This is a genomic window from Pseudomonas sp. SBT1-2 (assembly GCF_028640875.1).
Taxonomy (GTDB): Bacteria; Pseudomonadota; Gammaproteobacteria; order Pseudomonadales; family Pseudomonadaceae; genus Aquipseudomonas; species Aquipseudomonas chlororaphis_I.
In genome coordinates this window covers 181,832-202,908 of sequence record NZ_JAQZAA010000082.1, presented here as the reverse complement: position 1 = coordinate 202,908, position 21,077 = coordinate 181,832, and the positions used below count along the sequence as shown (strand labels likewise).

Here is a 21,077-nt window from a genome sequence, read left to right as displayed (position 1 = left end):
TGCTGGCGGCGCCCGGCGGGATGGATTGCTCGCTGGCCGAAAATGGCCTTCTACGCCTAAACTGCGGCTCCGCGAAAGGAGCCTGCCATGCTGATTGTTGCCGACGAAAATATTCCCCTGCTCGATGCCTTTTTTGCCGGCTTCGGCGAGATCCGCCGTTTCCCGGGGCGGGCCATCGACCGCGCCGCCATCGAGGGCGCCGATGTGCTGCTGGTGCGTTCGGTGACCCAGGTCAGTCGCGCCTTGCTCGAGGATAGCCAGGTACGGTTTGTCGGGACCTGCACCATTGGTACCGATCACCTGGACCTCGAGTATTTCCACGAGGCGGGCATTCGCTGGTCCAGCGCGCCGGGCTGCAATGCGCGCGGGGTGGTCGACTATGTGCTGGGCAGCCTGCTGACCCTGGCGGAAATCGAAGGCGCCGACCTGACGCAACGCACGTACGGTGTGGTGGGTGCGGGCGAGGTCGGTGGACGGCTGATCGAGGTGTTGCGCGGCCTGGGCTGGAAAGTCCTGGTCTGCGACCCGCCACGGCAGGTGGCGGAAGGTGGCGACTATGTCAGCCTGGAACAGATCCTCGCCCAGTGCGATGTCATCAGCCTGCACACTCCCTTGACCAAGGCCGGCGAGCTGCCGACCTGGCACTTGCTGGACAAGCAGCGCCTGCTCCAGCTGCGCCCCGGCGCCTGGCTGATCAACGCCAGCCGTGGCGCGGTGGTGGATAACAGCGCCCTGCGCGAGGTGTTGCTCGAGCGTGAAGACTTGCAGGCGGTGCTGGATGTCTGGGAAGGCGAACCCCAGGTCGACGTGGCCCTGGCTGACCTCTGTGTGCTGGCCACGCCGCATATCGCCGGTTACAGCCTCGATGGCCGGCAGCGCGGGACGGCGCAGATCTATCAGGCGCTGTGCGATTACCTTGGGCAGCCGCAAGCGATTCATTTACGCGACCTGCTGCCTCGGCCATGGCTGTCGGAGGTGAGTCTCGATGCCAATAGCGACCCGGCCTGGTCCCTGGCGATGATCTGTCGGGCGGTCTACGACCCGCGGCGCGACGATGCGGATTTCCGCCGCAGCCTGGTGGGCAGCGTGGCCGAGCAGCGCGCGGCCTTCGATGCGTTGCGCAAGGGTTATCCGCCACGACGTGAAATCGATGGGCTGGCCGTGCGTATCCAGGGCGAAGCACCAGGCTTGCAGCAGATCGTATCGGCCCTGGGATCGGTGTCGGTTCGCTGATCGGGTCTTGAGCCGGGTCGTTTCCGGCAGGCATAAAAAACCCGGCTTCAGGGCCGGGTCAAGAGGACGTGAGGCTATGTGTCAATCTTGCTGCGCAGGCTTGACCAGTCGCTTTTCCAGTTCGCGGCAGGCGTTCTGGATCATGTCTTCGGTGATCGGTACTTCGCGACCCTGAGCGTCGATGATGGCGCATCCCAGAGACTGGTCGGGGTGGGTACGAATCACTTCAATCTTGTCATTGCTGCTGTTTTGCAAGGACATGGCCTGTCTCCTCATCAGGTTGTGCGCTTACTTTAAAACCGCCAGGTGACCAAGCTGTGACAACTCCCTGCAAGGTCCCACTACGGCGTTTTCTATCCGGGGAGTCCTCAGTCCAACAGAAATGCCTGTGGACTTCCACTCGGACCTTAGACCAATAGCATCTAGGCTCCAGTATCAGCGGACATAATTAACCTGACTCATTGTGATTTACCGAAGTTCCAGGAAAAGAAGGTTCCAGGAAAACAGGTTCCAGGAAATCGGTTCCGACAAACAGGGCTGCGCCTCATGACTGTGCTGGATCACCCAGCGGTGAATGGGGCGGGGCCGTTCCCAGGTGTGCTTCCGGATGAACTTCATGCTTTCTTCGCGTCAACGCCGGGCGATTCGCCTGGCCAGTCGTTTCATCGCGCCTTATCGCTGGCAGGCCCTGGGGGCGTTGCTGGCGCTGGTGGTGACCGCGGGCATCACCCTGTCCATGGGGCAGGGCATCCGCCTGTTGGTGGACCAGGGCTTCATGACCGGATCACCGGACCTGCTCAACCAGTCCATCGGCCTGTTTCTGCTGCTGGTGCTGGGGCTGGCGGTGGGGACGTTCGTGCGTTTCTACCTGGTGTCGTGGATTGGCGAGCGCTGCGTGGCGGACATCCGTCGGCAGGTGTTCAACCATCTGATCTACCTGCACCCGGGCTTCTATGAGAACAATCGCAGCTCGGAGATCCAGTCGCGGCTGACCGCCGACACCACCTTGCTGCAATCGGTGATCGGCTCGTCGCTCTCGCTGTTTTTGCGCAATGCGCTGATGGTCATCGGCGGCATCGTGCTGCTATTCGTCACCAACCCCAAGCTCACCAGCATCGTGGTGATCGCCTTGCCCCTGGTATTGGTGCCGATCCTGATTTTCGGCCGCCGGGTGCGTAGCTTGTCACGCTTGAGCCAGGACCGTATCGCCGATGTCGGCAGTTACGTGGCGGAAACCCTGGGCCAGATCAAGACCGTCCAGGCCTATAACCACCAGCCCCAGGATGAGCGGCGTTTCGCCCTGACGGTGGAGGAGGCGTTCAACACCGCACGCCGGCGTATCGTCCAGCGTGCCTGGCTGATCACCCTGGTGATCGTGCTGGTGCTGGGCGCGGTCGGGGTGATGCTCTGGGTCGGCGGCATGGATGTGATCGCCGGGCGCATTTCCAGTGGCGAGCTGGCGGCCTTTGTCTTCTACAGCCTGATCGTCGGCAGTGCCTTCGGCACCCTGAGCGAAGTGATCGGCGAGTTGCAACGGGCCGCGGGCGCGGCGGAGCGGATTGCCGAGTTGCTGCGTTCGGAAAACCTGATCCAGCCGCCGAATGAAGGCCTGGTCAGCTTGCCCGAGCGGGTGCGGGGCGAGCTGGTGCTGGAGAACCTGCGCTTCTCTTATCCATCGCGTCCGGACAGTTATGCCGTCGATGGCCTGAGCCTGACGGTTCGCGAGGGGGAAACCCTGGCGCTGGTCGGGCCGTCGGGGGCGGGCAAGTCGACCATCTATGATCTGCTGCTGCGTTTCTATGACCCGGAGCAGGGGCGCATCCTGCTCGATGGCGTGCCCTTGACCCGGCTCGACCCGCAGGATGTGCGACGCTGTTTTGCCCTGGTGTCGCAAAGCCCGGCGCTGTTCTTCGGCAGCATCGAGGAGAACATTCGTTATGGCAAACCCTCGGCCACCCCGGAGCAGGTCAGGGAGGCGGCAAGGATCGCCTACGCCCACGACTTCATCGAGAAAATGCCCGAGGGTTACCAGACCCATCTCGGCGATGCGGGGCTGGGACTTTCCGGCGGCCAGCGCCAGCGCCTGGCGATTGCCCGGGCGCTGCTGGTGGATGCGCCGATCCTGTTGCTGGATGAAGCCACCAGCGCCCTGGATGCCCAGAGCGAGCATTTGATCCAGCAGGCCTTGCCGAGCCTGATGAAGAATCGCACCACCCTGGTGATCGCCCATCGCCTGGCCACGGTGAAAAACGCCGACCGCATCGCGGTGATGGATCAGGGCCGGCTGGTGGCGGTGGGTACCCACCAGGAGTTGATCGCCAGCAATCCGCTGTATGCACGTCTGGCGGCGTTGCAGTTCAGCGATGGCCAGGCAGCCTCCTGAGCCCGCGCTGGAAACAAAAATGCCCGCATCGCTGCGGGCATTTTTATTGGGCGTTATCGCTTACTGATCGTCGAAATACCGCTCATGCCAATCCACCAGTGGCTGTGGCGAATTGAGTTTCTGGCCGTAGATCACCGAGTAGGACAGCACGTTCTGCACGTACTGGCGGGTTTCATCGAACGGAATGCTCTCGACCCAGACGTCGAAGCTCAGGTGGTCGGCGCCCCTGAGCCATTGGCGCACGCGGCCGGGGCCGGCGTTGTAGGCGGCGGACGCGAGCACCCGGTTGCCGTTGAACTGGCTGTGCACCTGGCTCAGGTAGGCGGCGCCGAGCTGGATGTTCTTGTCCGGGTTCAGCACTTGCTGCGGCGAGGCCAGCGGGATGCTGAACTTGCGCGCGGTTTCCTTCGCGGTGCCGGGCATCAGTTGCATCAGGCCGGCCGCGCCGACGCCCGAGCGAGCGTCGTCCATGAACGCGCTTTCCTGGCGGGTGATCGCGAAGATCCAGCTCGAGTGCAGGCCACGGACCTTGGCTTCGCGCACCAGGGTGTCGCGGTGGGCCATCGGGAAGCGGATGTCCAGGTCGTCCCAGTATTTCGCCTGGCTGATGGTGCGGATAGCCGGGAAGTACCATTTCAGGTCGTAGGCCAGCTTGGCCTGGGCGACCATTTCGTCACGGCTGAAATGACGGCTGACGTGGTACCACTCACGCCGGCCATCGACGATCTGGCCGCGGGCATGGAACTCCAGGGCGCGCCGTACGCCCGGCGTATTGCGTACCTTGTTGATCACCTGCTGGCTGAGCACCAGCGGTTTGTTGTTCAGCTGATAAGGCAGTTGGGTGCGGTCGGCCGCGAGGAAACCATAGAAGTCGCGTTCGTTGGCCAGGCCCTTGTAGAGGGTCTGGGCCTGAGGGTTTTGCGGCTCGGCCAGTTCCAGGCTGCGCGCCTGCCAGTAGCGCCAGCGGTTGGTGGTCGCCAGGTCCTGGGGCAACTTGCGGGTCAACTGGTAGGCATCTTCCCAGCGAGCCAGGCGCAGCAGCAGGCGCAGGCGCCACTCGGAAACCGTGTTGTCGCGCAGCTCGGGATCGTATTTGGTCATCACCTCCAGGCCACGGCTGTCGAAGCGTCGCGCCAGGGTCAGGCCGATTTCCCGGGCAATCGCCACTTTTTCGTCACGGGAGAAGTGCATGCTGCTGGCATAACCGTCGAGCAGGGCCATGGCCCTGTCCGGATCCTGGCGGGCCAGGCGGCGCAGACCCAGGCCGACCACATCGGACATGGCTTCGCTGGCCGGAGTGAAGCGTGACGGCTGGCTGAGCAGCTCGGGTTTCTGGGCAACATCCACCAACAGCCGGCCCTGGGGGGCGAGGGTGGTCATGCTTTTGACCAGGCTATTGGCCAGCGGATAGTTGCGGGCTTCGGCGGCCAGTTTGGCGCGCTGCCAGCGCTTCTGTTCGGTCAACTGGCCTTCGGCGGCCCACTGGGCGAACAGCGCGTCGCAGGTGGCCGGCAAGGATTTGCCGCTGAGCCAGAGCTTGTCGGTGGCGGCGTACCCTTCGGCCTTGAGGTTGTGGCCCAGCTGGTATTGCGCGTTCAGGCAGTCCAGCTCGGTGAAGTTGAGCTTGGGGTCGTAATACTTGACGAAGGTGGCCCAGTCGCCACGTTCGGCCAGCCAGCGCAACCAGCGCAGTCTCATCCAGTTGGCCTGGGGCAGGTCGCCGTGTTCACGGAGAAACTTTTCGATCTCGGCGTTGCTGGCGGTCTTTAGCCGGGCGGTCAGTTCGTCGTAGGCCAGGTAGGGCTCGAGCGGGTAGTCGGCCAGGACCTGGCGGTAGCGGAAATACGGGCCGGTGTCGCCCTTGGCCAGGGCGCGTTTGGCTTCATCGTAATATTGACGCTGGAGTGAGAGGTCCGCGGCCTGAGCGGTGTGCACGGCAGAGGCAGAAAGAAGCAGGCAGGACAAAAGACTAAAAAGGCGACTGCGCATGAGACATCCGGGCAGAGAAATCATGACAAGTGCCGACAATGCCAACACTGATTATTCCCTAGCTTAGCCTTTTGCCAGCAACGGGTGAAAGCTTTGCCGGCCTCTTGTCGCCAGTTCGCTGCAAATGTTGTTCAGGGTGCTTCAGGATTGAAAATGCCGGCCTTCTGAGGCCTCAACTCAGGTAGAATGCGCGCCCGGTTTTTGGAGAAGCTCATGACCCTGCTCAAATTCAGCGATGTGTCCCTTGCGTTCGGCGCTATGCCGTTGTTGGACAAGGTGTCCTGGCAGATCGCCCGTGGTGAGCGGGTGTGCATCATCGGCCGTAACGGCACTGGCAAATCCAGCATGCTGAAGCTGGTCAAGGGCGATCAGAAGCCCGACGACGGTTCCGTATGGCGCGCGCCCGGTCTGAAAATCGGCGAATTGCCGCAGGAATTGCCAGTGGCCGACGAGCGGACGGTGTTCGACGTCGTCGCCCAGGGCCTCGATGGCGTTGGCGAGCTGCTGGCGCAGTACCACCACCTGAGCCAGAACATCGTCACCGATGCCGATCTGGAAAAGCTCATGCACGTCCAGCATGACCTCGAAGCCCGTGATGGCTGGCGCTTGCAGACGCTGGTGGACAGCACCCTGAGCCGCCTGCAGCTGCCGGCCGACAAGACCCTCGCCGAGTTGTCCGGTGGCTGGCGCCGTCGCGTCCTGCTGGCCCAGGCCCTGGTGTCCGAACCGGACCTGCTGCTGCTCGACGAGCCGACCAACCACCTGGATATCGGCGCCATCGCCTGGCTGGAAGAAGCCCTGAAGGACTTCCAGGGCGCCGTGCTCTTTATTACCCACGACCGTTCCTTCCTGCAGAACCTGGCGACCCGGATTCTTGAGCTGGACCGTGGTGGGCTGATCGACTGGAACGGCGACTACGCCAGCTTCCTGGTGCACAAGGAAGCAGTGTTGGCGGCTGAAGAGACAGCCAACGCGCTGTTCGACAAGCGCCTGGCCCAGGAAGAAGTCTGGATTCGCCAAGGCATCAAGGCCCGTCGTACCCGTAACGAAGGCCGCGTGCGCGCCCTCAAGGCCCTGCGTGTCGAGCGCAGCGAACGTCGCGAGCGCACCGGCAAGGCCAATATCCAGCTGGAAACCGCCGACAAGTCCGGCAAGCAGGTCATGGTGCTCGAAGACGTGAGCTTCGCTCATCCGGGCGGGCCATTCCTGGTCAAGAATTTCTCCATGGTCCTGCAGCGTGGCGACCGTATCGGCCTGCTCGGCGCCAACGGTACCGGCAAGACCACGCTGCTCAAATTGATGCTGGGCGGCCTGGTGCCGAGCAGCGGCAAGGTCGAGGAGGGCACGCGTATCGACGTGGCGTACTTCGACCAGTTGCGTCACCAGCTGGACCTGGAAAAGACCGTGATCGACAACGTCGCCGAAGGTCGCGACTTTATCGATATCGATGGCCAGAGCCGTCACGTGCTCAGCTACCTCGGCGATTTCCTGTTCAGCCCGCAGCGTGCCCGCACACCGGTCAAGGCGCTGTCCGGTGGCGAGCGTGCCCGCCTGCTGCTGGCCAAGCTGTTCAGCAAGCCGGCCAACCTGCTGGTGCTCGACGAACCGACCAACGACCTGGACGTGGAAACCCTCGAGCTGCTGGAAGAGGTGTTGCTGACCTTCCAGGGCACCGTGCTGATGGTCAGCCACGACCGGGCATTCCTCGATAACGTGGTGACCAGCACCCTGGTGTTCGAAGGCGAAGGCAAGGTTCGCGAATACGTCGGCGGTTATCAGGATTGGCTGCGCCAGGGCGGTTCGCCACGCCTGCTGGGCGTGACCGAGAACAAGTCCGGCAAGGCGGAGCTGAACTCGGCGGTGGTTGCGCCTGTCGCTGCGGCACCTGCTGCGGCACAGGAAGCACCTGCGGTCAAGAAGAAGCTCAGCTACAAGTTGCAGCGGGAGCTCGAAGCGTTGCCTGGCCAGATCGAAGCCATGGAGCAGCAGATCGCCAGCGTGGAAGCGGAGATGGCCGACGCCGGCTTCTATCAGCGTCCTGCGGCCGAGACCACGGCGGTCATCGCCCAGTTGGAACAGCTCAACGCTGAACTGGACGTGATGGTCGAGCGCTGGGCCGAGCTGGATGCCTGAGTGACCTGGCGTCAATAAAAAAGCCCGACATTCATGTCGGGCTTTTTGCAGGGCCGGTGCGGGCGGAGAATTCTGCCTGCGGCGGGCTCAGCGTTTGACCAGGTGCACGGCCAGCACGTCGCAAGGGGCGCCATGCAGCACGTCGTTGGCGGTCGAGCCCAATAGCAGGGCCAGGCCGTGGCGGCCATGGCTGCCGACCACGATCAGGTCGCATTCCTGTTCCTTGGCCAGATGGTGGATTTCCTGGCGTGGCTGGCCATAGGTCAGGTGGCTGTATTCCTTGGACAGCTCAGGGTATTTGGTGATGAGGCGATCGAGGCGTTCCTTGGCCTGGTCGAACTGCTGCTGTTGCAATTGGGACAGGTCCATCGGCACGTCGCCGCCGAACGCCATGGCCATCGGCTCGACAATATGCACCAGGGACAATTTGGCGCTGTTGCTGACCGACAGCTCGCGGGCCCGGTGGATAACAGGATCGCACTCTTCGGTTAGATCTACGGCGACCAGAATATGGTGGTAGGGCATGAGGTGCTCCTCCTGAGGATTGCAATAGCTTCAAGTATGGCTGGTTTCAAGCGGATTGGTTCCGACCTGGATCAATCGGCTCATCAAGAATCGGGAGTACAGATATGACGGTCTGGATAGTGGTGTCAATCCTCGCAGTGGTCTTGAGTCCGCTGGCTTGGTTGCGCCCGTCGCGCCGCCAGAGCGGGCAAATCGCCCTGCGCATGGAGGCGCGACGCATGGGGCTGGGCATGCAACTGGCGCCTCAGGAATGGCCGCACTGGATGGATCCGCAGCCTCCAAGCCCCTGTGCGCAATACCATCGGCCGCGGCGCGGTACACAGCCGGCCTGCTGGGCCTACTGGCAAAGTGCGCCGGGCATGTGGGTCAACCAATGGCGGGAAGCCTGTGCGGACCCGGCCTTGCTCGAGCACTTTCGCACGCTGCCGGCCAATGTGTTCAAGGTCGAGGCCGACCGGCAGATGATCGTCTTGTATTGGGGCGAACGTGGCGAAGCCAGTGTTTTGCAAGACATTGCCGCGGTACTCAAGGCGCTGGCGTGAAGCATGACCTGCGCTGCAATGGCCAGGTTGTTGAAAAACAGGCAATAAAAAGCCCGACAGGGTCGGGCGGGGTTGGCCAGGCAGGCCGGTAAATCCTTTCTGATCCCCTGGTTCTGACCGGCGGGGATAGAGTTGTCGCCGATCTTACGCCTGGTTTTCGGCCAGGCATCCATATTTTTGCTCCAGGATTGTGCCAGCGTAGCCGCGAATCGGTTACGGGGGCCACGTATTAGGGCGACTTTTCTAAAGATTGATTCTATGAATGTCCTGAGATGAGCAAGCTTGTTGATGGTGCGTGCCCGTCTGGAATGACTAAGAAGTCGCGTTTTAAACAACCTTTTGGGCGATTGACAATTGTCGGATTTTGCCTGAATGTGGCGTACCCAAATCAAACGGGCGTATGAATTGAGCGTTTGTATTACCAGACGGCTCTTCCAGAATCCCGACTATCGCGTTGGCGGGTGTGCCTGGCGGATTGGCGTAGCATCGATGGAAACGTCGTTGCCGAGTCAGAAGTTAGCGTCCGACGTGTACTGTTCAGCTTCCATATCGTGGAGATCAGTTGATGATTTACGAAGGTAAAGCCATCACGGTTAAGGCTCTTGAAAGTGGCATCGTCGAATTGAATTTCGACCTCAAGGGTGAGTCCGTCAACAAGTTCAACCGTCTTACCCTGAACGAATTGCGTTCGGCCGTAGACGCCATCAAGGCAGATGCGTCGGTCAAGGGTGTGATCGTCAGCAGTGGCAAGGACGTCTTCATCGTCGGCGCCGACATCACCGAATTTGTCGACAACTTCAAGCTGCCGGATGCAGAGCTTGTCGCAGGCAACCTCGAAGCCAACAAGATTTTCAGCGATTTCGAAGACCTCAACGTTCCGACCGTTGCCGCGATCAATGGCATCGCGCTGGGCGGCGGTCTGGAAATGTGCCTGGCAGCTGACTATCGCGTCATGTCCTCCAGCGCCAAGATCGGCCTGCCGGAAGTCAAGCTGGGTATCTACCCGGGCTTCGGCGGTACCGTTCGCCTGCCGCGCATCATCGGTGCCGACAACGCCATCGAATGGATTGCCGCCGGCAAGGAAAACCGTGCCGAGGACGCACTGAAAGTCGGCGCCGTCGACGCTGTCGTTGCCCCGGAAAAACTGCATGAAGCGGCTCTGGCCACCGTCAAGCGCGCCATCTCCGGCGAGTTCGACTACAAGGCCAAGCGTCAGCCGAAGCTGGAAAAGCTCAAGCTCAACGCCATCGAACAGATGATGTCCTTCGAAACCGCCAAGGGTTTTGTCGCCGGCCAGGCTGGCCCGAACTACCCGGCGCCGGTCGAAGCCATCAAGACCATCCAGAAAGCCGCCAACTTCGGTCGTGACAAGGCGCTGGAAGTCGAGGCTGCAGGCTTCGTCAAACTGGCCAAGACCTCTGCCGCGCAGAGCCTGATCGGCTTGTTCCTGAACGACCAGGAACTGAAGAAAAAGGCCAAGGCCTACGACGAAATCGCCCAGGACGTGAAGCAGGCCGCCGTACTCGGTGCCGGCATCATGGGTGGCGGTATCGCCTACCAGTCGGCGTCCAAAGGCACGCCGATCCTGATGAAAGACATCAACGAGCACGGTATCGAGCAGGGCCTGGCGGAAGCCGCCAAGCTGCTGGTCGGCCGTGTCGATAAAGGCCGCATGACCGCGGCGAAGATGGCCGAAGTGCTCAACGGCATTCGTCCTACGCTGTCCTACGGTGACTTCGGCCACGTCGACCTGGTGGTCGAAGCGGTCGTCGAGAACCCTAAGGTCAAGCAAGCGGTGCTGGCCGAAGTCGAAGACCAGGTCAAAGAGGACACCATCCTCGCTTCCAACACCTCGACCATTTCCATCAGCCTGCTGGCCAAGGCCCTCAAACGTCCGGAAAACTTCGTCGGCATGCACTTCTTCAACCCGGTGCACATGATGCCGCTGGTCGAAGTCATCCGTGGCGAGAAGTCCAGCGAGCTGGCCGTGGCCACCACCGTTGCCTACGCCAAGAAAATGGGCAAGAACCCGATCGTGGTCAACGACTGCCCGGGCTTCCTGGTCAACCGCGTGCTGTTCCCGTACTTCGGCGGTTTCGCCAAGCTGGTCAGCGCCGGTGTGGACTTCGTGCGCATCGACAAGATCATGGAAAAATTCGGCTGGCCGATGGGCCCGGCCTACCTGATGGACGTGGTCGGCATCGACACCGGCCACCACGGTCGTGACGTGATGGCCGAAGGTTTCCCGGATCGCATGAAAGACGATCGTCGCTCGGCCATCGATGTGCTCTACGAAGCCAAGCGCCTGGGCCAGAAGAACGGCAAGGGCTTCTACGCCTACGAGGCCGACAAGAAAGGCAAGCAGAAGAAAGTGGCCGACCCGTCGGTGCTGGAAGTGCTCAAGCCTATCGTGTACGAGCAGCGTGAAGTCACTGACGAGGACATCAACAACTGGATGATGATCCCGCTGTGCCTGGAAACCGTTCGTTGCCTGGAAGACGGCATCGTCGAGACCGCGGCCGAAGCCGATATGGGCCTGGTGTACGGTATTGGTTTCCCTCCATTCCGTGGCGGTGCGCTGCGCTACATCGACTCGATCGGTGTTGCCGAGTTCGTTGCCCTGGCCGACCAGTACGCCGATCTGGGCGCGCTGTACCGCCCGACCGCGAAGCTGCGCGAGATGGCCAAGAATGGCCAGAGCTTCTTCGGTTAAGCGCCCCCTACTAGAGCGAGAGTGAATATATGAGCTTGAATCCTAGAGACGTCGTGATTGTCGACTTCGGTCGTACTCCGATGGGCCGCTCCAAGGGCGGCATGCACCGCAACACCCGGGCCGAAGACATGTCGGCGCACCTGATCAGCAAATTGCTGGAACGCAACGCCAAGGTCGATCCGGCGGAAGTCGAGGACGTGATCTGGGGCTGTGTGAACCAGACCCTGGAGCAAGGCTGGAACATCGCGCGCATGGCGTCGCTGATGACCCAGATCCCGCACACCTCGGCCGGCCAGACCGTCAGCCGTCTGTGCGGCTCGTCGATGAGCGCGTTGCACACCGCCGCCCAGGCCATCATGACCGGCAACGGTGACGTGTTCGTGGTTGGCGGCGTCGAGCATATGGGCCACGTGAGCATGATGCACGGTGTCGACCCGAACCCGCACATGTCCCTGTACGCGGCGAAAGCCTCGGGCATGATGGGCCTGACCGCCGAGATGCTCGGCAAGATGCACGGCATCACTCGCGAACAGCAGGACGCCTTTGGCGTGCGTTCCCATCAGCTCGCCCACAAGGCGACGGTGGAAGGCAAGTTCAAGGACGAAATCATCCCTATGCAGGGCTATGACGAGAACGGTTTCCTGAAACTGTTCGACTACGACGAAACCATTCGTCCCGAGACCACCCTGGAAAGCCTGGCGGCCCTCAAGCCGGCCTTCAATCCGAAGGGCGGTACCGTGACTGCCGGTACTTCGTCGCAGATCACCGATGGTGCTTCGTGCATGATCGTGATGTCGGCGCAACGTGCCCAGGACCTGGGTATCCAGCCGTTGGCGGTGATCCGCTCGATGGCGGTGGCGGGTGTGGATCCGGCGATCATGGGCTATGGTCCAGTACCGGCCACGCAGAAAGCATTGAAGCGCGCGGGCCTGGGAATTGCCGATATCGACTTCTTCGAGCTCAACGAAGCTTTCGCGGCGCAGGCTCTGCCCGTGCTGAAAGATTTGAAAGTGCTCGACAAGATGGACGAGAAGGTTAACCTGCACGGCGGCGCGATCGCCCTGGGTCACCCGTTCGGTTGTTCCGGTGCGCGTATCTCCGGCACCTTGCTCAATGTCATGAAGCAGAATGGCGGCACCTTTGGCGTGTCCACCATGTGCATTGGCCTCGGTCAGGGTATTGCCACCGTCTTCGAACGCGTTTAAGCGTTGCGTTGATGGAAGCCGGGGCCCAGTGCCCCGGTTTTTGTTTTTCTGAAGATTTATTATTTTTTATTTTGCGCGAGGGCCAGAACATGCAATTACAACCCGGGCTCTATCAGCACTACAAGGGACCGCAGTACCGCGTTTTCAGCGTGGCGCGGCATTCCGAGACGGAAGAGGAAGTGGTGTTCTATCAAGCCCTGTATGGTGATTACGGCTTTTGGGTGCGCCCCTTGAGCATGTTCCTGGAGTCGGTCGAAGTTGACGGCGAGCAGGTGCCACGCTTTGCTTTGGTGCAGGCCGAACCCAGTCTTTTTTCACGGCCATAAGCCGAGGTCGCGCAGAACCCTGCGCTTGACCTCACCTTGTTGCCACTATATATAGCGGTGCCGCGTCAGGCGCCAACCGCCTCTCACTTCTCGAATTCAGGAATTTTCCGATCCATGGGCAAATCGCTGGTCATTGTGGAATCCCCGGCTAAGGCCAAGACCATCAACAAGTACTTGGGTAACCAATACGTGGTGAAGTCGAGTATCGGCCATATCCGAGACCTGCCCACCAGTGGTTCGGCGAGCGCCGCCAAAGAGCCTGCCGCCAAGCGTGGCAAGGCGGCTGCTGGTGAAGCACCGGCGCTGTCGGCCAAGGAGAAGGCGCGCAAGCAGCTGGTCTCGCGCATGGGAGTCGATCCGGACCACGGCTGGAAAGCCAAGTACGAGATCCTTCCAGGCAAGGAAAAAGTCATCGAAGAGCTGCGCCGGCTCGCCAAGGATGCCGACACCATCTATCTCGCAACGGACTTGGACCGCGAAGGGGAGGCTATTGCCTGGCACCTGCGGGAAGCCATTGGTGGGGATGACAGCCGTTACAAGCGCGTGGTGTTCAACGAAATCACCAAGAAGGCGATCCAGGAAGCCTTCTCCCAGCCGGGCGAGCTGGATATCGATCGGGTCAATGCTCAGCAGGCGCGTCGCTTCCTCGATCGCGTGGTGGGCTACATGGTTTCGCCGCTGCTGTGGGCCAAAATCGCCCGTGGCCTGTCTGCCGGTCGCGTGCAGTCGGTGGCGGTGAAGCTGGTGGTGGAGCGTGAGCGCGAGATTCGTGCCTTCATCCCTGAAGAGTACTGGGAAGTTCACGCCGACCTCGGCACCGCCAAGGGCGCCAATGTGCGTTTCGAAGTGGCCCGTGAAAACGGCGAGGCCTTCAAGCCGCTGAACGAAGCCCAGGCCATGGCGGCGCTGGAGAAGCTCAAGGCTTCGACCTACACCATCGCCAAGCGCGAAGACAAACCGACCAGCAGCAAGCCGTCGGCCCCTTTCATTACTTCCACCCTGCAACAGGCCGCGAGCAACCGCCTGGGCTTCGGGGTGAAGAAAACCATGATGATGGCCCAGCGTCTGTATGAAGCCGGCTACATCACCTATATGCGTACCGACTCGACCAACCTCTCGGCTGATGCCCTGACGATGGCGCGGACCTATATCGAAGAAGAGTTCGGCAACAAATACCTGCCGTCCTCGCCGAACTTCTACAGCAGCAAGGAAGGGGCCCAGGAGGCGCACGAAGCGATTCGTCCGTCCGACGTGAACACCCACCCAAGCAAGCTGTCGGGCATGGAACGTGACGCTGAGCGCCTCTACGAACTGATCTGGCGCCAGTTCGTGGCTTGCCAGATGCTGCCGGCGCAATACCTGTCGACCACCGTCAGCGTCGCCGCTGGTGGCTTCGAGCTGCGTGCCAAGGGCCGTATCCTCAAGTTCGACGGTTACACCCGGGTCATGCCGCAGATGAGCAAGCCGGGCGACGACGATGTCCTGCCGGACATGGCGCAGGGCGATGTGCTGAAGCTGATCAAGCTCGACCCGAGCCAGCACTTCACCAAGCCGCCGGCGCGTTACTCCGAAGCCAGCCTGGTCAAGGAAATGGAAAAGCGTGGCATCGGTCGTCCTTCGACCTACGCGGCGATCATTTCCACCATCCAGGACCGTGGCTACGTGGCGCTGCACAACCGTCGTTTCTATTCGGAAAAGATGGGCGACATCGTCACCGAGCGTCTGTCCGAAAGTTTCTCCAACCTGATGGACTACGGCTTCACTGCCGGCATGGAAGAGCACCTCGATGACGTGGCCCAGGGCGAGCGCGACTGGAAAAACGTCCTCGACGAGTTCTACGGCGACTTCAAGAAGAAGCTCGAAGTGGCCGAAGGCAGCGACAGCGGCATGCGCGCCAACCAGCCGGTGATGACCGATATCCCGTGCCTGACTTGTGGTCGTCCGATGCAGATTCGTACGGCGTCCACCGGTGTGTTCCTCGGTTGTTCGGGTTACAGCCTGCCACCGAAAGAACGCTGCAAGGCGACGGTCAACCTGGTGCCGGGCGACGAGATCGCCGCAGACGACGAGGGTGAATCCGAGTCGCTGGTACTGCGCGGCAAGCACCGTTGCCCGATCTGCAGCACGGCGATGGACGCCTATCTGCTGGACGAGAAACGCAAGCTGCACATCTGCGGTAACAACCCGGATTGCGCGGGCTACGAGATCGAAGAGGGCAGCTACCGCATCAAGGGCTACGAAGGTCCGAGCCTGGAGTGCGACAAGTGCGGCAGCGAGATGCAGCTCAAGACCGGTCGTTTCGGCAAGTTCTTCGGCTGCACCAACCCAACCTGCAAGAACACCCGCAAGCTGCTCAAGAGCGGTGACGCGGCGCCGCCGAAGATGGATCCGGTGAAGATGCCCGAGCTGAAATGCGAGAAGGTCAACGACACCTACATCCTGCGCGACGGGGCTTCGGGTCTGTTCCTGGCAGCCAGCCAGTTCCCGAAAAACCGTGAGACCCGCGCACCGCTGGTGCTCGAGCTGATCCCGCACAAGGACGAGATCGATCCGAAGTATCACTTCCTCTGCGAAGCGCCGAAGAAGGACCCGGAGGGTCGTCCGGCGGTGATTCGCTACAGCCGCAAGACCAAGGAGCAGTACGTGCAGACCGAAGTCGACGGCAAGCCGACCGGTTGGCGTGCGTTCTACGACGGTGGTAGCTGGAAAGTCGAAGACAAGCGTTAAGGTCCGCATCGGACGCTTCTGACAGGCCGCGTAAACTTCTAAGGGTACGCGGCCTTTCTTTTGGGCTTGCGGTGGGCTGGAGTGTTCCACGACACTGTACGGCCAGCCCGCTGTTATCTATTCGTTGTGGAGATTGCCGTCATGGCCCACGAACTCTATACCCGTACCAACCAGAAAATTTACTTCGCCGGCCTGTCGCTGGAAGCCTTGGCGCGAGCCGAAGCGGGCGGGGCAATGAATGCTCAGGCGCTGGTACAGGCAGGGCGAGAGTCGGTGTTGTTTCATCTGTACGGCGCGCTGCTTGGCTTGTGCCATGAAATCGCTGGCTTCTATCGCCTCCCGCAGGCCAATGCGCCTCGCGCGGAGCTGCTGCTGACCCGCGAGGTGCTGGAAAGCATCGCCATCCCCGAGCTGGCCGAGTTGGTGGAGCTGGCCCATAACCCGGAAACCTGGCTGGCGAAGCTGCTGGCTGCCCATTCGGCGATGTTCCAGCCACCGCGGGTACCGCATAAACCCAAGGGCGATGTCACCCAGCCGCTGATCGTCGCAGTGAACCTCGATGAAGAAGAGCAGGCGCCGGAGCTGAGCCGGGAAGAGCTGGAGCAATGGCGTCAGAACCTCAAGGCTTTGGCTATACGCTTCCGTGACGGTCTGAATGAGTGTTGAGCTGCTGGTACGACCCATCATTCAAGGATGAGTAGGTGTTCAACAACGGCGTCCAGATGCTCCCAAGCTCGATGGTCAGCGCGCCATCAACAAGAAACAGGTCATTACGCGGTTTTTCCGCTTAGGAAGCCGTTGCCAGTTCTGATTGCAAATCGAATTTCTGTGACAAATGCCTGCTCGTAACCCCGGGCAAATAAAGAAAACCGCTTGGGCCCGCGCGAGGTCGGGGTGATGACTGATATAATCCCGGCCTTTCGTGGAGAACAGACCTTTATGCCAACGTCCTTTCTAGAAATTGTCGAATTGCCAGACGGTCGTATCGAGCTGCGCAGGGCTGAGGACGAGGGTTCTCTGGTCACTCTGGACTTTTCAGAGGATGCCAAAGCCTTCTTGCAAGGCCAGCATGTCGAGGTGGCCAAGGCCATGTTGAGCGTGGGTGTGCAGATGGCGGGTCGCCTGGTTGAAGGCGAATTAGAGAAAGAAGAGGGACCACGGATTCTTCACTGAGTCCGTTTGTCGGTTTTTTTGCTGTCGTTCGTCGCCTCCTTTCGGCTTCTCAATCCTGGAGAAGCCTTGTGTCATTCAAGCGTGTCCATCGACGCTTCTAGCGGTCAGCCCAGACGAATATTCAGGCTTTGTGCGTCGCCCGTGCGGGCTGCGCTGATAAGTTGCTGACGGGCGCTGCTGTTCAATGGATTGAGCCAGCTGACGACGGTGTGGCTGCGTCCCAGGCGCAGAGCCTCGCAAGCCAGTTGTTGCGCGCTTTGGGCGCCGCGCGGGTGCAGCAGCAGGATCCGTTCGCGGTTCAGGCCGGCATCTCGCAACCAGGCCTGGGTCAGGCTTGCCGGCGGGGCAATCAATGTCAGCCAGCGCGCGTCCTGGTCCTGGCTCAGTTCCCTGAGGATAGGCGCGAGCAGGCTCAGGCAGTTCCCGGCGGCACCGCGTAACGACAGTTCACTGAAGGCTTCCGGTTCGTTGCTCCAGGGCGATTCGACTACCTCTTTGAGGATAGGCGCCAGAGGCTGGGCCATGAAGGCTTCGAACAGCGGCAGTTGTGCATGCTGTGGTGTGTGAGGGAACTGCATAGAGCCTCCTTTAGCGGCGAATGACGCCGACACTCAAGCCTTCGATCACCAGGTCCTGATCTTTCAGGTTGACTTCGATAGGGGCGAACTCAGGGTTTTCGGCAATCAGCCAGACTTTGCTGCCTTCGCGCTTGAAGCGTTTCACGGTGACTTCGTCGCCAATGCGGGCGACGACGACCTGGCCATTGCGGGCCTCGCGAGTGGTGTGCACGGCCAGCAGGTCGCCATCGAAGATGCCGATGTCCTTCATGCTCATGCCGTGAACCCGCAGCAGGTAGTCCGCGCGTGGATGGAAGAAGGCCGGGTTGATATTGCAGGACTCTTCGATGTGCTGCTCGGCGAGGATCGGCGCGCCGGCGGCAACCCGGCCGATGATGGGCAGGCTGGAGTCGTCGGGCTTGGCTTCGAACCCCGGGATGCGAATGCCGCGGGAGGCGCCTGGAGTCATTTCGATCGCACCCTTGCGGGCCAGCGCCTTGAGGTGTTCTTCGGCGGCGTTGGGCGACTTGAAACCCAGTTCCTGGGCGATTTCCGCGCGGGTCGGTGGGTAGCCGTTGTCTTCGAGGCAACGTTTGATAAAAGCCAGAATCTCAGCTTGGCGTGGCGTCAGTTTTAGCATGTCGATCGCTCTGTCTTTTTATACAGTGACTGGAATTATATACAGTGAATGGCGCTTGGCAATCCTCCTTTTTCCAGTCGCCGCTGGACGGTCGGGTCGCCGCTGCGCATGCCTGGTGTCGCGTGGCTGGCTACAGGAAGCGGCAGGTATGGTTAAATAGCTGACTGACCGGCCGCAAAACGGACAGGCAGGCTTGACAAGACTGGGGCTGAAACGTATGTTTCAAACAAGTGTTTGTCAGGCGGAGTAGCCATGGCCCAGTCGGAAACCGTTGAACGCATTCTCGATGCTGCCGAGCAGTTGTTCGCGGAAAAAGGTTTTGCCGAAACCTCATTGCGGCTGATCACCAGCAAGGCCGGGGTCAACCTGGCGGCGGTGAATTATCATTTCGGTTCCAAGAAGGCCCTGATCCAGGCAGTGTTCTCGCGCTTCCTCGGGCCGTTCTGCATCAGCCTCGACCGTGAGCTGGAGCGGCGTTCGGCCAAGCCGGACAGCAAGCCAAGCCTCGAAGAGCTGCTGGAAATCCTCGTCGAGCAGGCCCTGGTGGTCCAGCCTCGCAGCGGCAACGATCTGTCCATCTTCATGCGTCTTCTGGGCCTGGCCTTCAGCCAGAGCCAGGGGCACCTGCGGCGTTATCTGGAAGATATGTACGGCAAGGTATTCCGCCGCTACATGCTGCTGGTCAACGAAGCTGCGCCGCGCATCCCTCCGATCGAACTGTTCTGGCGTGTGCACTTCATGCTCGGAGCGGCGGCGTTCAGCATGTCGGGGATCAAGGCGTTGCGGGCGATTGCCGAGACCGACTTCGGGGTCAATACCTCGATCGAGCAGGTAATGCGCCTGATGGTGCCATTCCTCGCGGCCGGCATGCGCGCTGAAACCGGCGTCACCGACGATGCCATGGCTGCGGCGCAACTCAAGCCGCGCAGCAAATCGACTCCGGCGGTCGCCAAGGCCTGACCGTCCGGGTGGGCGCGGCAGCTTACATCCGCTAAGCTAGCCGCCCATGTCGACTCTCGTTTCCTACCTCCTTTCACATCTTTCGCCGATCGTCGCTTGCCGGGCTTTGCCGTCGGCAATGGATTCGTGCGTCCGCGCCACGCCAGCACCTTCTGCGATGCCGTGTGCGCACTTCGTTACTAAGGAATTGCTATGACCACAGGCCTGCAAGGCTCCTTGATGGTGGATGTCGCCGGTACCTGGCTGACAGCTGAAGATCGCCAGCTCCTGCGCCAGCCCGAAGTGGGTGGGTTGATCATCTTTGCCCGCAATATCGAGCATCCGCGGCAGGTGCGTGAGCTGAGCGCGTCCATTCGGGCAATTCGCCCGGACCTGCTGCTGGCGGTGGACCAGGAGGGCGGTCGCGTGCAGCGCCTGCGCCAGGGCTTCGTGCGGCTGCCGGCCATGCGTGCCATCGCCGACAACCCGAATGCCGAATACCTGGCCGAGCAGTGCGGCTGGATCATGGCCACCGAAGTGCTGGCCGTCGGCCTGGACCTGAGCTTCGCGCCGGTGCTGGACCTCGATCATCAGCGCAGCGCTGTGGTGGGTACTCGTTCCTTCGAGGGCGACCCCGAGCGCGCCGCGTTGCTGGCGGGTGCCTTTATCCGTGGCATGAACAGTGCCGGCATGGCGGCCACGGGCAAGCATTTCCCCGGGCACGGCTGGGCCGAGGCGGACTCCCACGTGGCGATCCCCAACGACGAGCGCAGCCTCGACGAGATTCGCGCCAAGGACCTGGTGCCTTTCGCGCGCCTGAGCAAGCAATTGGCGGCGGTGATGCCGGCCCACGTTATCTACCCTCAGGTCGATGCCCAGCCGGCCGGGTTCTCCCGCCGTTGGCTGCAAGAGATCCTGCGCGGTGAATTGCAATTCGACGGCGTCATCTTCAGTGACGACCTGTCGATGGCCGGTGCGCACGTGGTTGGCGATGCCGCGAGCCGGATCGAAGCGGCGCTGTCGGCCGGTTGCGACATGGGCCTGGTGTGTAACGACCGGGCGGCGGCCGAGCTGGCCTTGAGCGCGGCCCAGCGTCTGAAAGTGACACCGTCGGCGCGTATTGCGCGGATGCGCGGCCAGGCGTTCGCTTGCACCGACTATCGCCAGGATCCGCGCTGGCTGGCGGCGCTCGGCGCACTCAAGGATGCCCAACTGATCGATTAAGGACTTTTGCGATGACGGTTTACGCGATTATCGGCGGTACCGGCCTGACCCGGCTCGAAGGCTTGAGCATTCACCAATCCTTGCCCCTGGACACGCCTTATGGCGCTCCGTCGGCGGATATCCAGAAGGGTGAATACGCCGGGCGCGAGGTGTTGTTTCTGGCGCGCCACGGTCATCCGCATCGCTTGCCGCCGCACCAGGTGAACTATCGGGCCAACCTCTGGGCGTTGAAGCAGGCAGGCGCCGAGGCGGTCCTGGCGGTCAACGCGGTGGGTGGCATTCATCCGGCGATGGGCTCCGGGCATTTCTGCGTGCCGCATCAACTGATCGACTACACCAGCGGTCGCGAGCACACCTACTTTGCCGACGACCTGGAGCAGGTCACCCACATCGACTTCAGCTATCCCTACAGCGAGTCGCTGCGCCAGCAGTTGATTGCCGCGCTGGAGGCCGAAGGCTGTGAATTCAGCAGCCAGGGTGTGTACGCCTGCACCCAGGGCCCGCGCCTGGAGACCGTGGCGGAGATCGCCCGCCTGGAGCGTGACGGCTGCGACATCGTCGGCATGACCGGCATGCCGGAAGCGGCGCTGGCCCGTGAGCTGGAGCTGGACTACGCCTGCCTGGCGCTGGTGGTGAACCCGGCGGCGGGCAAGTCCGCTGCGGTGATTACCATGGCCGAGATCGAACAGGCGTTGCAGGACGGCATGGGCAAGGTGAAGTCGACGCTGGCGCGGGTCCTCGCGGCAAACCTGTAGCCGCTGGTAAAGG

The 21,077-nt window shown here is 61.6% G+C and carries 18 protein-coding genes; 13 read left to right on the top strand and 5 right to left on the bottom strand.

All coding sequences use genetic code 11. The features are described from left to right. The first annotated feature begins 87 nt into the window (after window positions 1–87). The gene (gene pdxB / locus PVZ78_RS16220; RefSeq protein ID WP_028682994.1) at window positions 88–1,233 is read left to right on the top strand and encodes a 4-phosphoerythronate dehydrogenase PdxB; all 1,146 of its coding nucleotides are present in this window, start codon (window positions 88–90) and stop codon (window positions 1,231–1,233) included. Between the two features lie 81 nt (window positions 1,234–1,314). Here pdxB and PVZ78_RS16215 read toward each other — a convergent pair whose 3' ends face one another. After that, window positions 1,315–1,494 carry a PA1571 family protein gene (locus PVZ78_RS16215; protein WP_007921326.1) on the bottom strand — a complete coding sequence of 60 codons (180 nt, stop codon included), beginning with the start codon at window positions 1,492–1,494 and terminating at the stop codon, window positions 1,315–1,317. 346 nt (window positions 1,495–1,840) lie between these two features. Here PVZ78_RS16215 and PVZ78_RS16210 point away from each other — a divergent pair, with 346 nt between their 5' ends. Continuing rightward, window positions 1,841–3,616, top strand: a complete 1,776-nt coding sequence (locus tag PVZ78_RS16210; protein WP_162184995.1) for an ABC transporter transmembrane domain-containing protein — start codon at window positions 1,841–1,843, stop codon at window positions 3,614–3,616. Between the two features lie 60 nt (window positions 3,617–3,676). Here PVZ78_RS16210 and PVZ78_RS16205 read toward each other — a convergent pair whose 3' ends face one another. Continuing rightward, window positions 3,677–5,605: a transglycosylase SLT domain-containing protein gene (locus PVZ78_RS16205; protein ID WP_009047957.1), complete on the bottom strand. Its 1,929-nt coding sequence runs from the start codon at window positions 5,603–5,605 to the stop codon at window positions 3,677–3,679. Between the two features lie 213 nt (window positions 5,606–5,818). Here PVZ78_RS16205 and PVZ78_RS16200 point away from each other — a divergent pair, with 213 nt between their 5' ends. Next, window positions 5,819–7,738, top strand: a complete 1,920-nt coding sequence (locus PVZ78_RS16200; protein ID WP_009047958.1) for an ATP-binding cassette domain-containing protein — start codon at window positions 5,819–5,821, stop codon at window positions 7,736–7,738. An 87-nt stretch (window positions 7,739–7,825) separates the two neighbouring features. On the opposite strand, the gene PVZ78_RS16195 is transcribed toward PVZ78_RS16200, so the two are convergent. Continuing rightward, window positions 7,826–8,263, bottom strand: coding sequence for a universal stress protein (locus tag PVZ78_RS16195; RefSeq protein WP_007921319.1), 438 nt, complete (start codon window positions 8,261–8,263; stop codon window positions 7,826–7,828). A gap of 104 nt (window positions 8,264–8,367) precedes the next feature. Between PVZ78_RS16195 and PVZ78_RS16190 the strand changes: the two genes are divergently transcribed. The 7 genes from PVZ78_RS16190 to PVZ78_RS16160 all read left to right on the top strand — a co-directional run bounded on the left by PVZ78_RS16190 (window position 8,368) and on the right by PVZ78_RS16160 (window position 16,949). Further along, window positions 8,368–8,805: a hypothetical protein gene (locus PVZ78_RS16190; RefSeq protein WP_009047960.1), complete on the top strand. Its 438-nt coding sequence runs from the start codon at window positions 8,368–8,370 to the stop codon at window positions 8,803–8,805. A gap of 565 nt (window positions 8,806–9,370) precedes the next feature. Continuing rightward, window positions 9,371–11,518 (top strand): fatty acid oxidation complex subunit alpha FadB, encoded by a 2,148-nt coding sequence (gene fadB, locus PVZ78_RS16185; protein ID WP_273828946.1) that lies wholly within the window; start codon window positions 9,371–9,373, stop codon window positions 11,516–11,518. Window positions 11,519–11,547: 29 nt separating this feature from the next. Further along, window positions 11,548–12,723, top strand: a complete 1,176-nt coding sequence (gene fadA / locus PVZ78_RS16180; RefSeq protein WP_210474951.1) for an acetyl-CoA C-acyltransferase FadA — start codon at window positions 11,548–11,550, stop codon at window positions 12,721–12,723. A gap of 89 nt (window positions 12,724–12,812) precedes the next feature. Then, window positions 12,813–13,049: a DUF1653 domain-containing protein gene (locus PVZ78_RS16175; protein ID WP_023968538.1), complete on the top strand. Its 237-nt coding sequence runs from the start codon at window positions 12,813–12,815 to the stop codon at window positions 13,047–13,049. A gap of 114 nt (window positions 13,050–13,163) precedes the next feature. Beyond that, the gene (gene topA, locus PVZ78_RS16170) at window positions 13,164–15,776 is read left to right on the top strand and encodes a type I DNA topoisomerase (protein ID WP_009047964.1); all 2,613 of its coding nucleotides are present in this window, start codon (window positions 13,164–13,166) and stop codon (window positions 15,774–15,776) included. Between the two features lie 141 nt (window positions 15,777–15,917). Continuing rightward, the gene (locus PVZ78_RS16165; protein ID WP_009047965.1) at window positions 15,918–16,442 is read left to right on the top strand and encodes a DUF6586 family protein; all 525 of its coding nucleotides are present in this window, start codon (window positions 15,918–15,920) and stop codon (window positions 16,440–16,442) included. Window positions 16,443–16,715: 273 nt separating this feature from the next. Further along, window positions 16,716–16,949, top strand: a complete 234-nt coding sequence (locus tag PVZ78_RS16160; RefSeq protein WP_009042980.1) for a hypothetical protein — start codon at window positions 16,716–16,718, stop codon at window positions 16,947–16,949. A 104-nt stretch (window positions 16,950–17,053) separates the two neighbouring features. Here PVZ78_RS16160 and sulA read toward each other — a convergent pair whose 3' ends face one another. Together sulA and lexA are read right to left on the bottom strand one after the other, a co-directional pair. After that, window positions 17,054–17,527: an SOS-induced cell division inhibitor SulA gene (sulA, locus tag PVZ78_RS16155; RefSeq protein WP_007921302.1), complete on the bottom strand. Its 474-nt coding sequence runs from the start codon at window positions 17,525–17,527 to the stop codon at window positions 17,054–17,056. A gap of 10 nt (window positions 17,528–17,537) precedes the next feature. Further along, the gene (lexA, locus tag PVZ78_RS16150) at window positions 17,538–18,146 is read right to left on the bottom strand and encodes a transcriptional repressor LexA (RefSeq protein WP_007921301.1); all 609 of its coding nucleotides are present in this window, start codon (window positions 18,144–18,146) and stop codon (window positions 17,538–17,540) included. 252 nt (window positions 18,147–18,398) lie between these two features. Here lexA and PVZ78_RS16145 point away from each other — a divergent pair, with 252 nt between their 5' ends. The 3 genes from PVZ78_RS16145 (at window position 18,399) to PVZ78_RS16135 (ending at window position 21,064) form a co-directional block, all read left to right on the top strand. Next, window positions 18,399–19,106, top strand: coding sequence for a TetR/AcrR family transcriptional regulator (locus tag PVZ78_RS16145; protein ID WP_009047966.1), 708 nt, complete (start codon window positions 18,399–18,401; stop codon window positions 19,104–19,106). Between the two features lie 204 nt (window positions 19,107–19,310). Beyond that, a complete protein-coding gene (gene nagZ / locus PVZ78_RS16140; protein WP_169915215.1) occupies window positions 19,311–20,309 on the top strand; it encodes a beta-N-acetylhexosaminidase in 999 nt (332 codons plus the stop codon). A gap of 11 nt (window positions 20,310–20,320) precedes the next feature. Then, complete coding sequence (locus PVZ78_RS16135) at window positions 20,321–21,064, top strand: S-methyl-5'-thioinosine phosphorylase (RefSeq protein ID WP_101282059.1); 744 nt, start codon at window positions 20,321–20,323, stop codon at window positions 21,062–21,064. Window positions 21,065–21,077: the final 13 nt, after the last annotated feature.

Excerpts from the sequence above, each read along its gene's own strand:
- pdxB (WP_028682994.1), top strand. The coding sequence starts at position 88 with ATGCTGATTGTTGCCGACGAAAATATTCCCCTGCTCGATGCCTTTTTT.
- PVZ78_RS16215 (WP_007921326.1), bottom strand. The coding sequence starts at position 1,494 with ATGTCCTTGCAAAACAGCAGCAATGACAAGATTGAAGTGATTCGTACC.
- PVZ78_RS16210 (WP_162184995.1), top strand. The coding sequence starts at position 1,841 with ATGAACTTCATGCTTTCTTCGCGTCAACGCCGGGCGATTCGCCTGGCC.
- PVZ78_RS16205 (WP_009047957.1), bottom strand. The coding sequence starts at position 5,605 with ATGCGCAGTCGCCTTTTTAGTCTTTTGTCCTGCCTGCTTCTTTCTGCC.
- PVZ78_RS16200 (WP_009047958.1), top strand. The coding sequence starts at position 5,819 with ATGACCCTGCTCAAATTCAGCGATGTGTCCCTTGCGTTCGGCGCTATG.
- PVZ78_RS16195 (WP_007921319.1), bottom strand. The coding sequence starts at position 8,263 with ATGCCCTACCACCATATTCTGGTCGCCGTAGATCTAACCGAAGAGTGC.
- PVZ78_RS16190 (WP_009047960.1), top strand. The coding sequence starts at position 8,368 with ATGACGGTCTGGATAGTGGTGTCAATCCTCGCAGTGGTCTTGAGTCCG.
- fadB (WP_273828946.1), top strand. The coding sequence starts at position 9,371 with ATGATTTACGAAGGTAAAGCCATCACGGTTAAGGCTCTTGAAAGTGGC.
- fadA (WP_210474951.1), top strand. The coding sequence starts at position 11,548 with ATGAGCTTGAATCCTAGAGACGTCGTGATTGTCGACTTCGGTCGTACT.
- PVZ78_RS16175 (WP_023968538.1), top strand. The coding sequence starts at position 12,813 with ATGCAATTACAACCCGGGCTCTATCAGCACTACAAGGGACCGCAGTAC.
- topA (WP_009047964.1), top strand. The coding sequence starts at position 13,164 with ATGGGCAAATCGCTGGTCATTGTGGAATCCCCGGCTAAGGCCAAGACC.
- PVZ78_RS16165 (WP_009047965.1), top strand. The coding sequence starts at position 15,918 with ATGGCCCACGAACTCTATACCCGTACCAACCAGAAAATTTACTTCGCC.
- PVZ78_RS16160 (WP_009042980.1), top strand. The coding sequence starts at position 16,716 with ATGCCAACGTCCTTTCTAGAAATTGTCGAATTGCCAGACGGTCGTATC.
- sulA (WP_007921302.1), bottom strand. The coding sequence starts at position 17,527 with ATGCAGTTCCCTCACACACCACAGCATGCACAACTGCCGCTGTTCGAA.
- lexA (WP_007921301.1), bottom strand. The coding sequence starts at position 18,146 with ATGCTAAAACTGACGCCACGCCAAGCTGAGATTCTGGCTTTTATCAAA.
- PVZ78_RS16145 (WP_009047966.1), top strand. The coding sequence starts at position 18,399 with ATGGCCCAGTCGGAAACCGTTGAACGCATTCTCGATGCTGCCGAGCAG.
- PVZ78_RS16135 (WP_101282059.1), top strand. The coding sequence starts at position 20,321 with ATGACGGTTTACGCGATTATCGGCGGTACCGGCCTGACCCGGCTCGAA.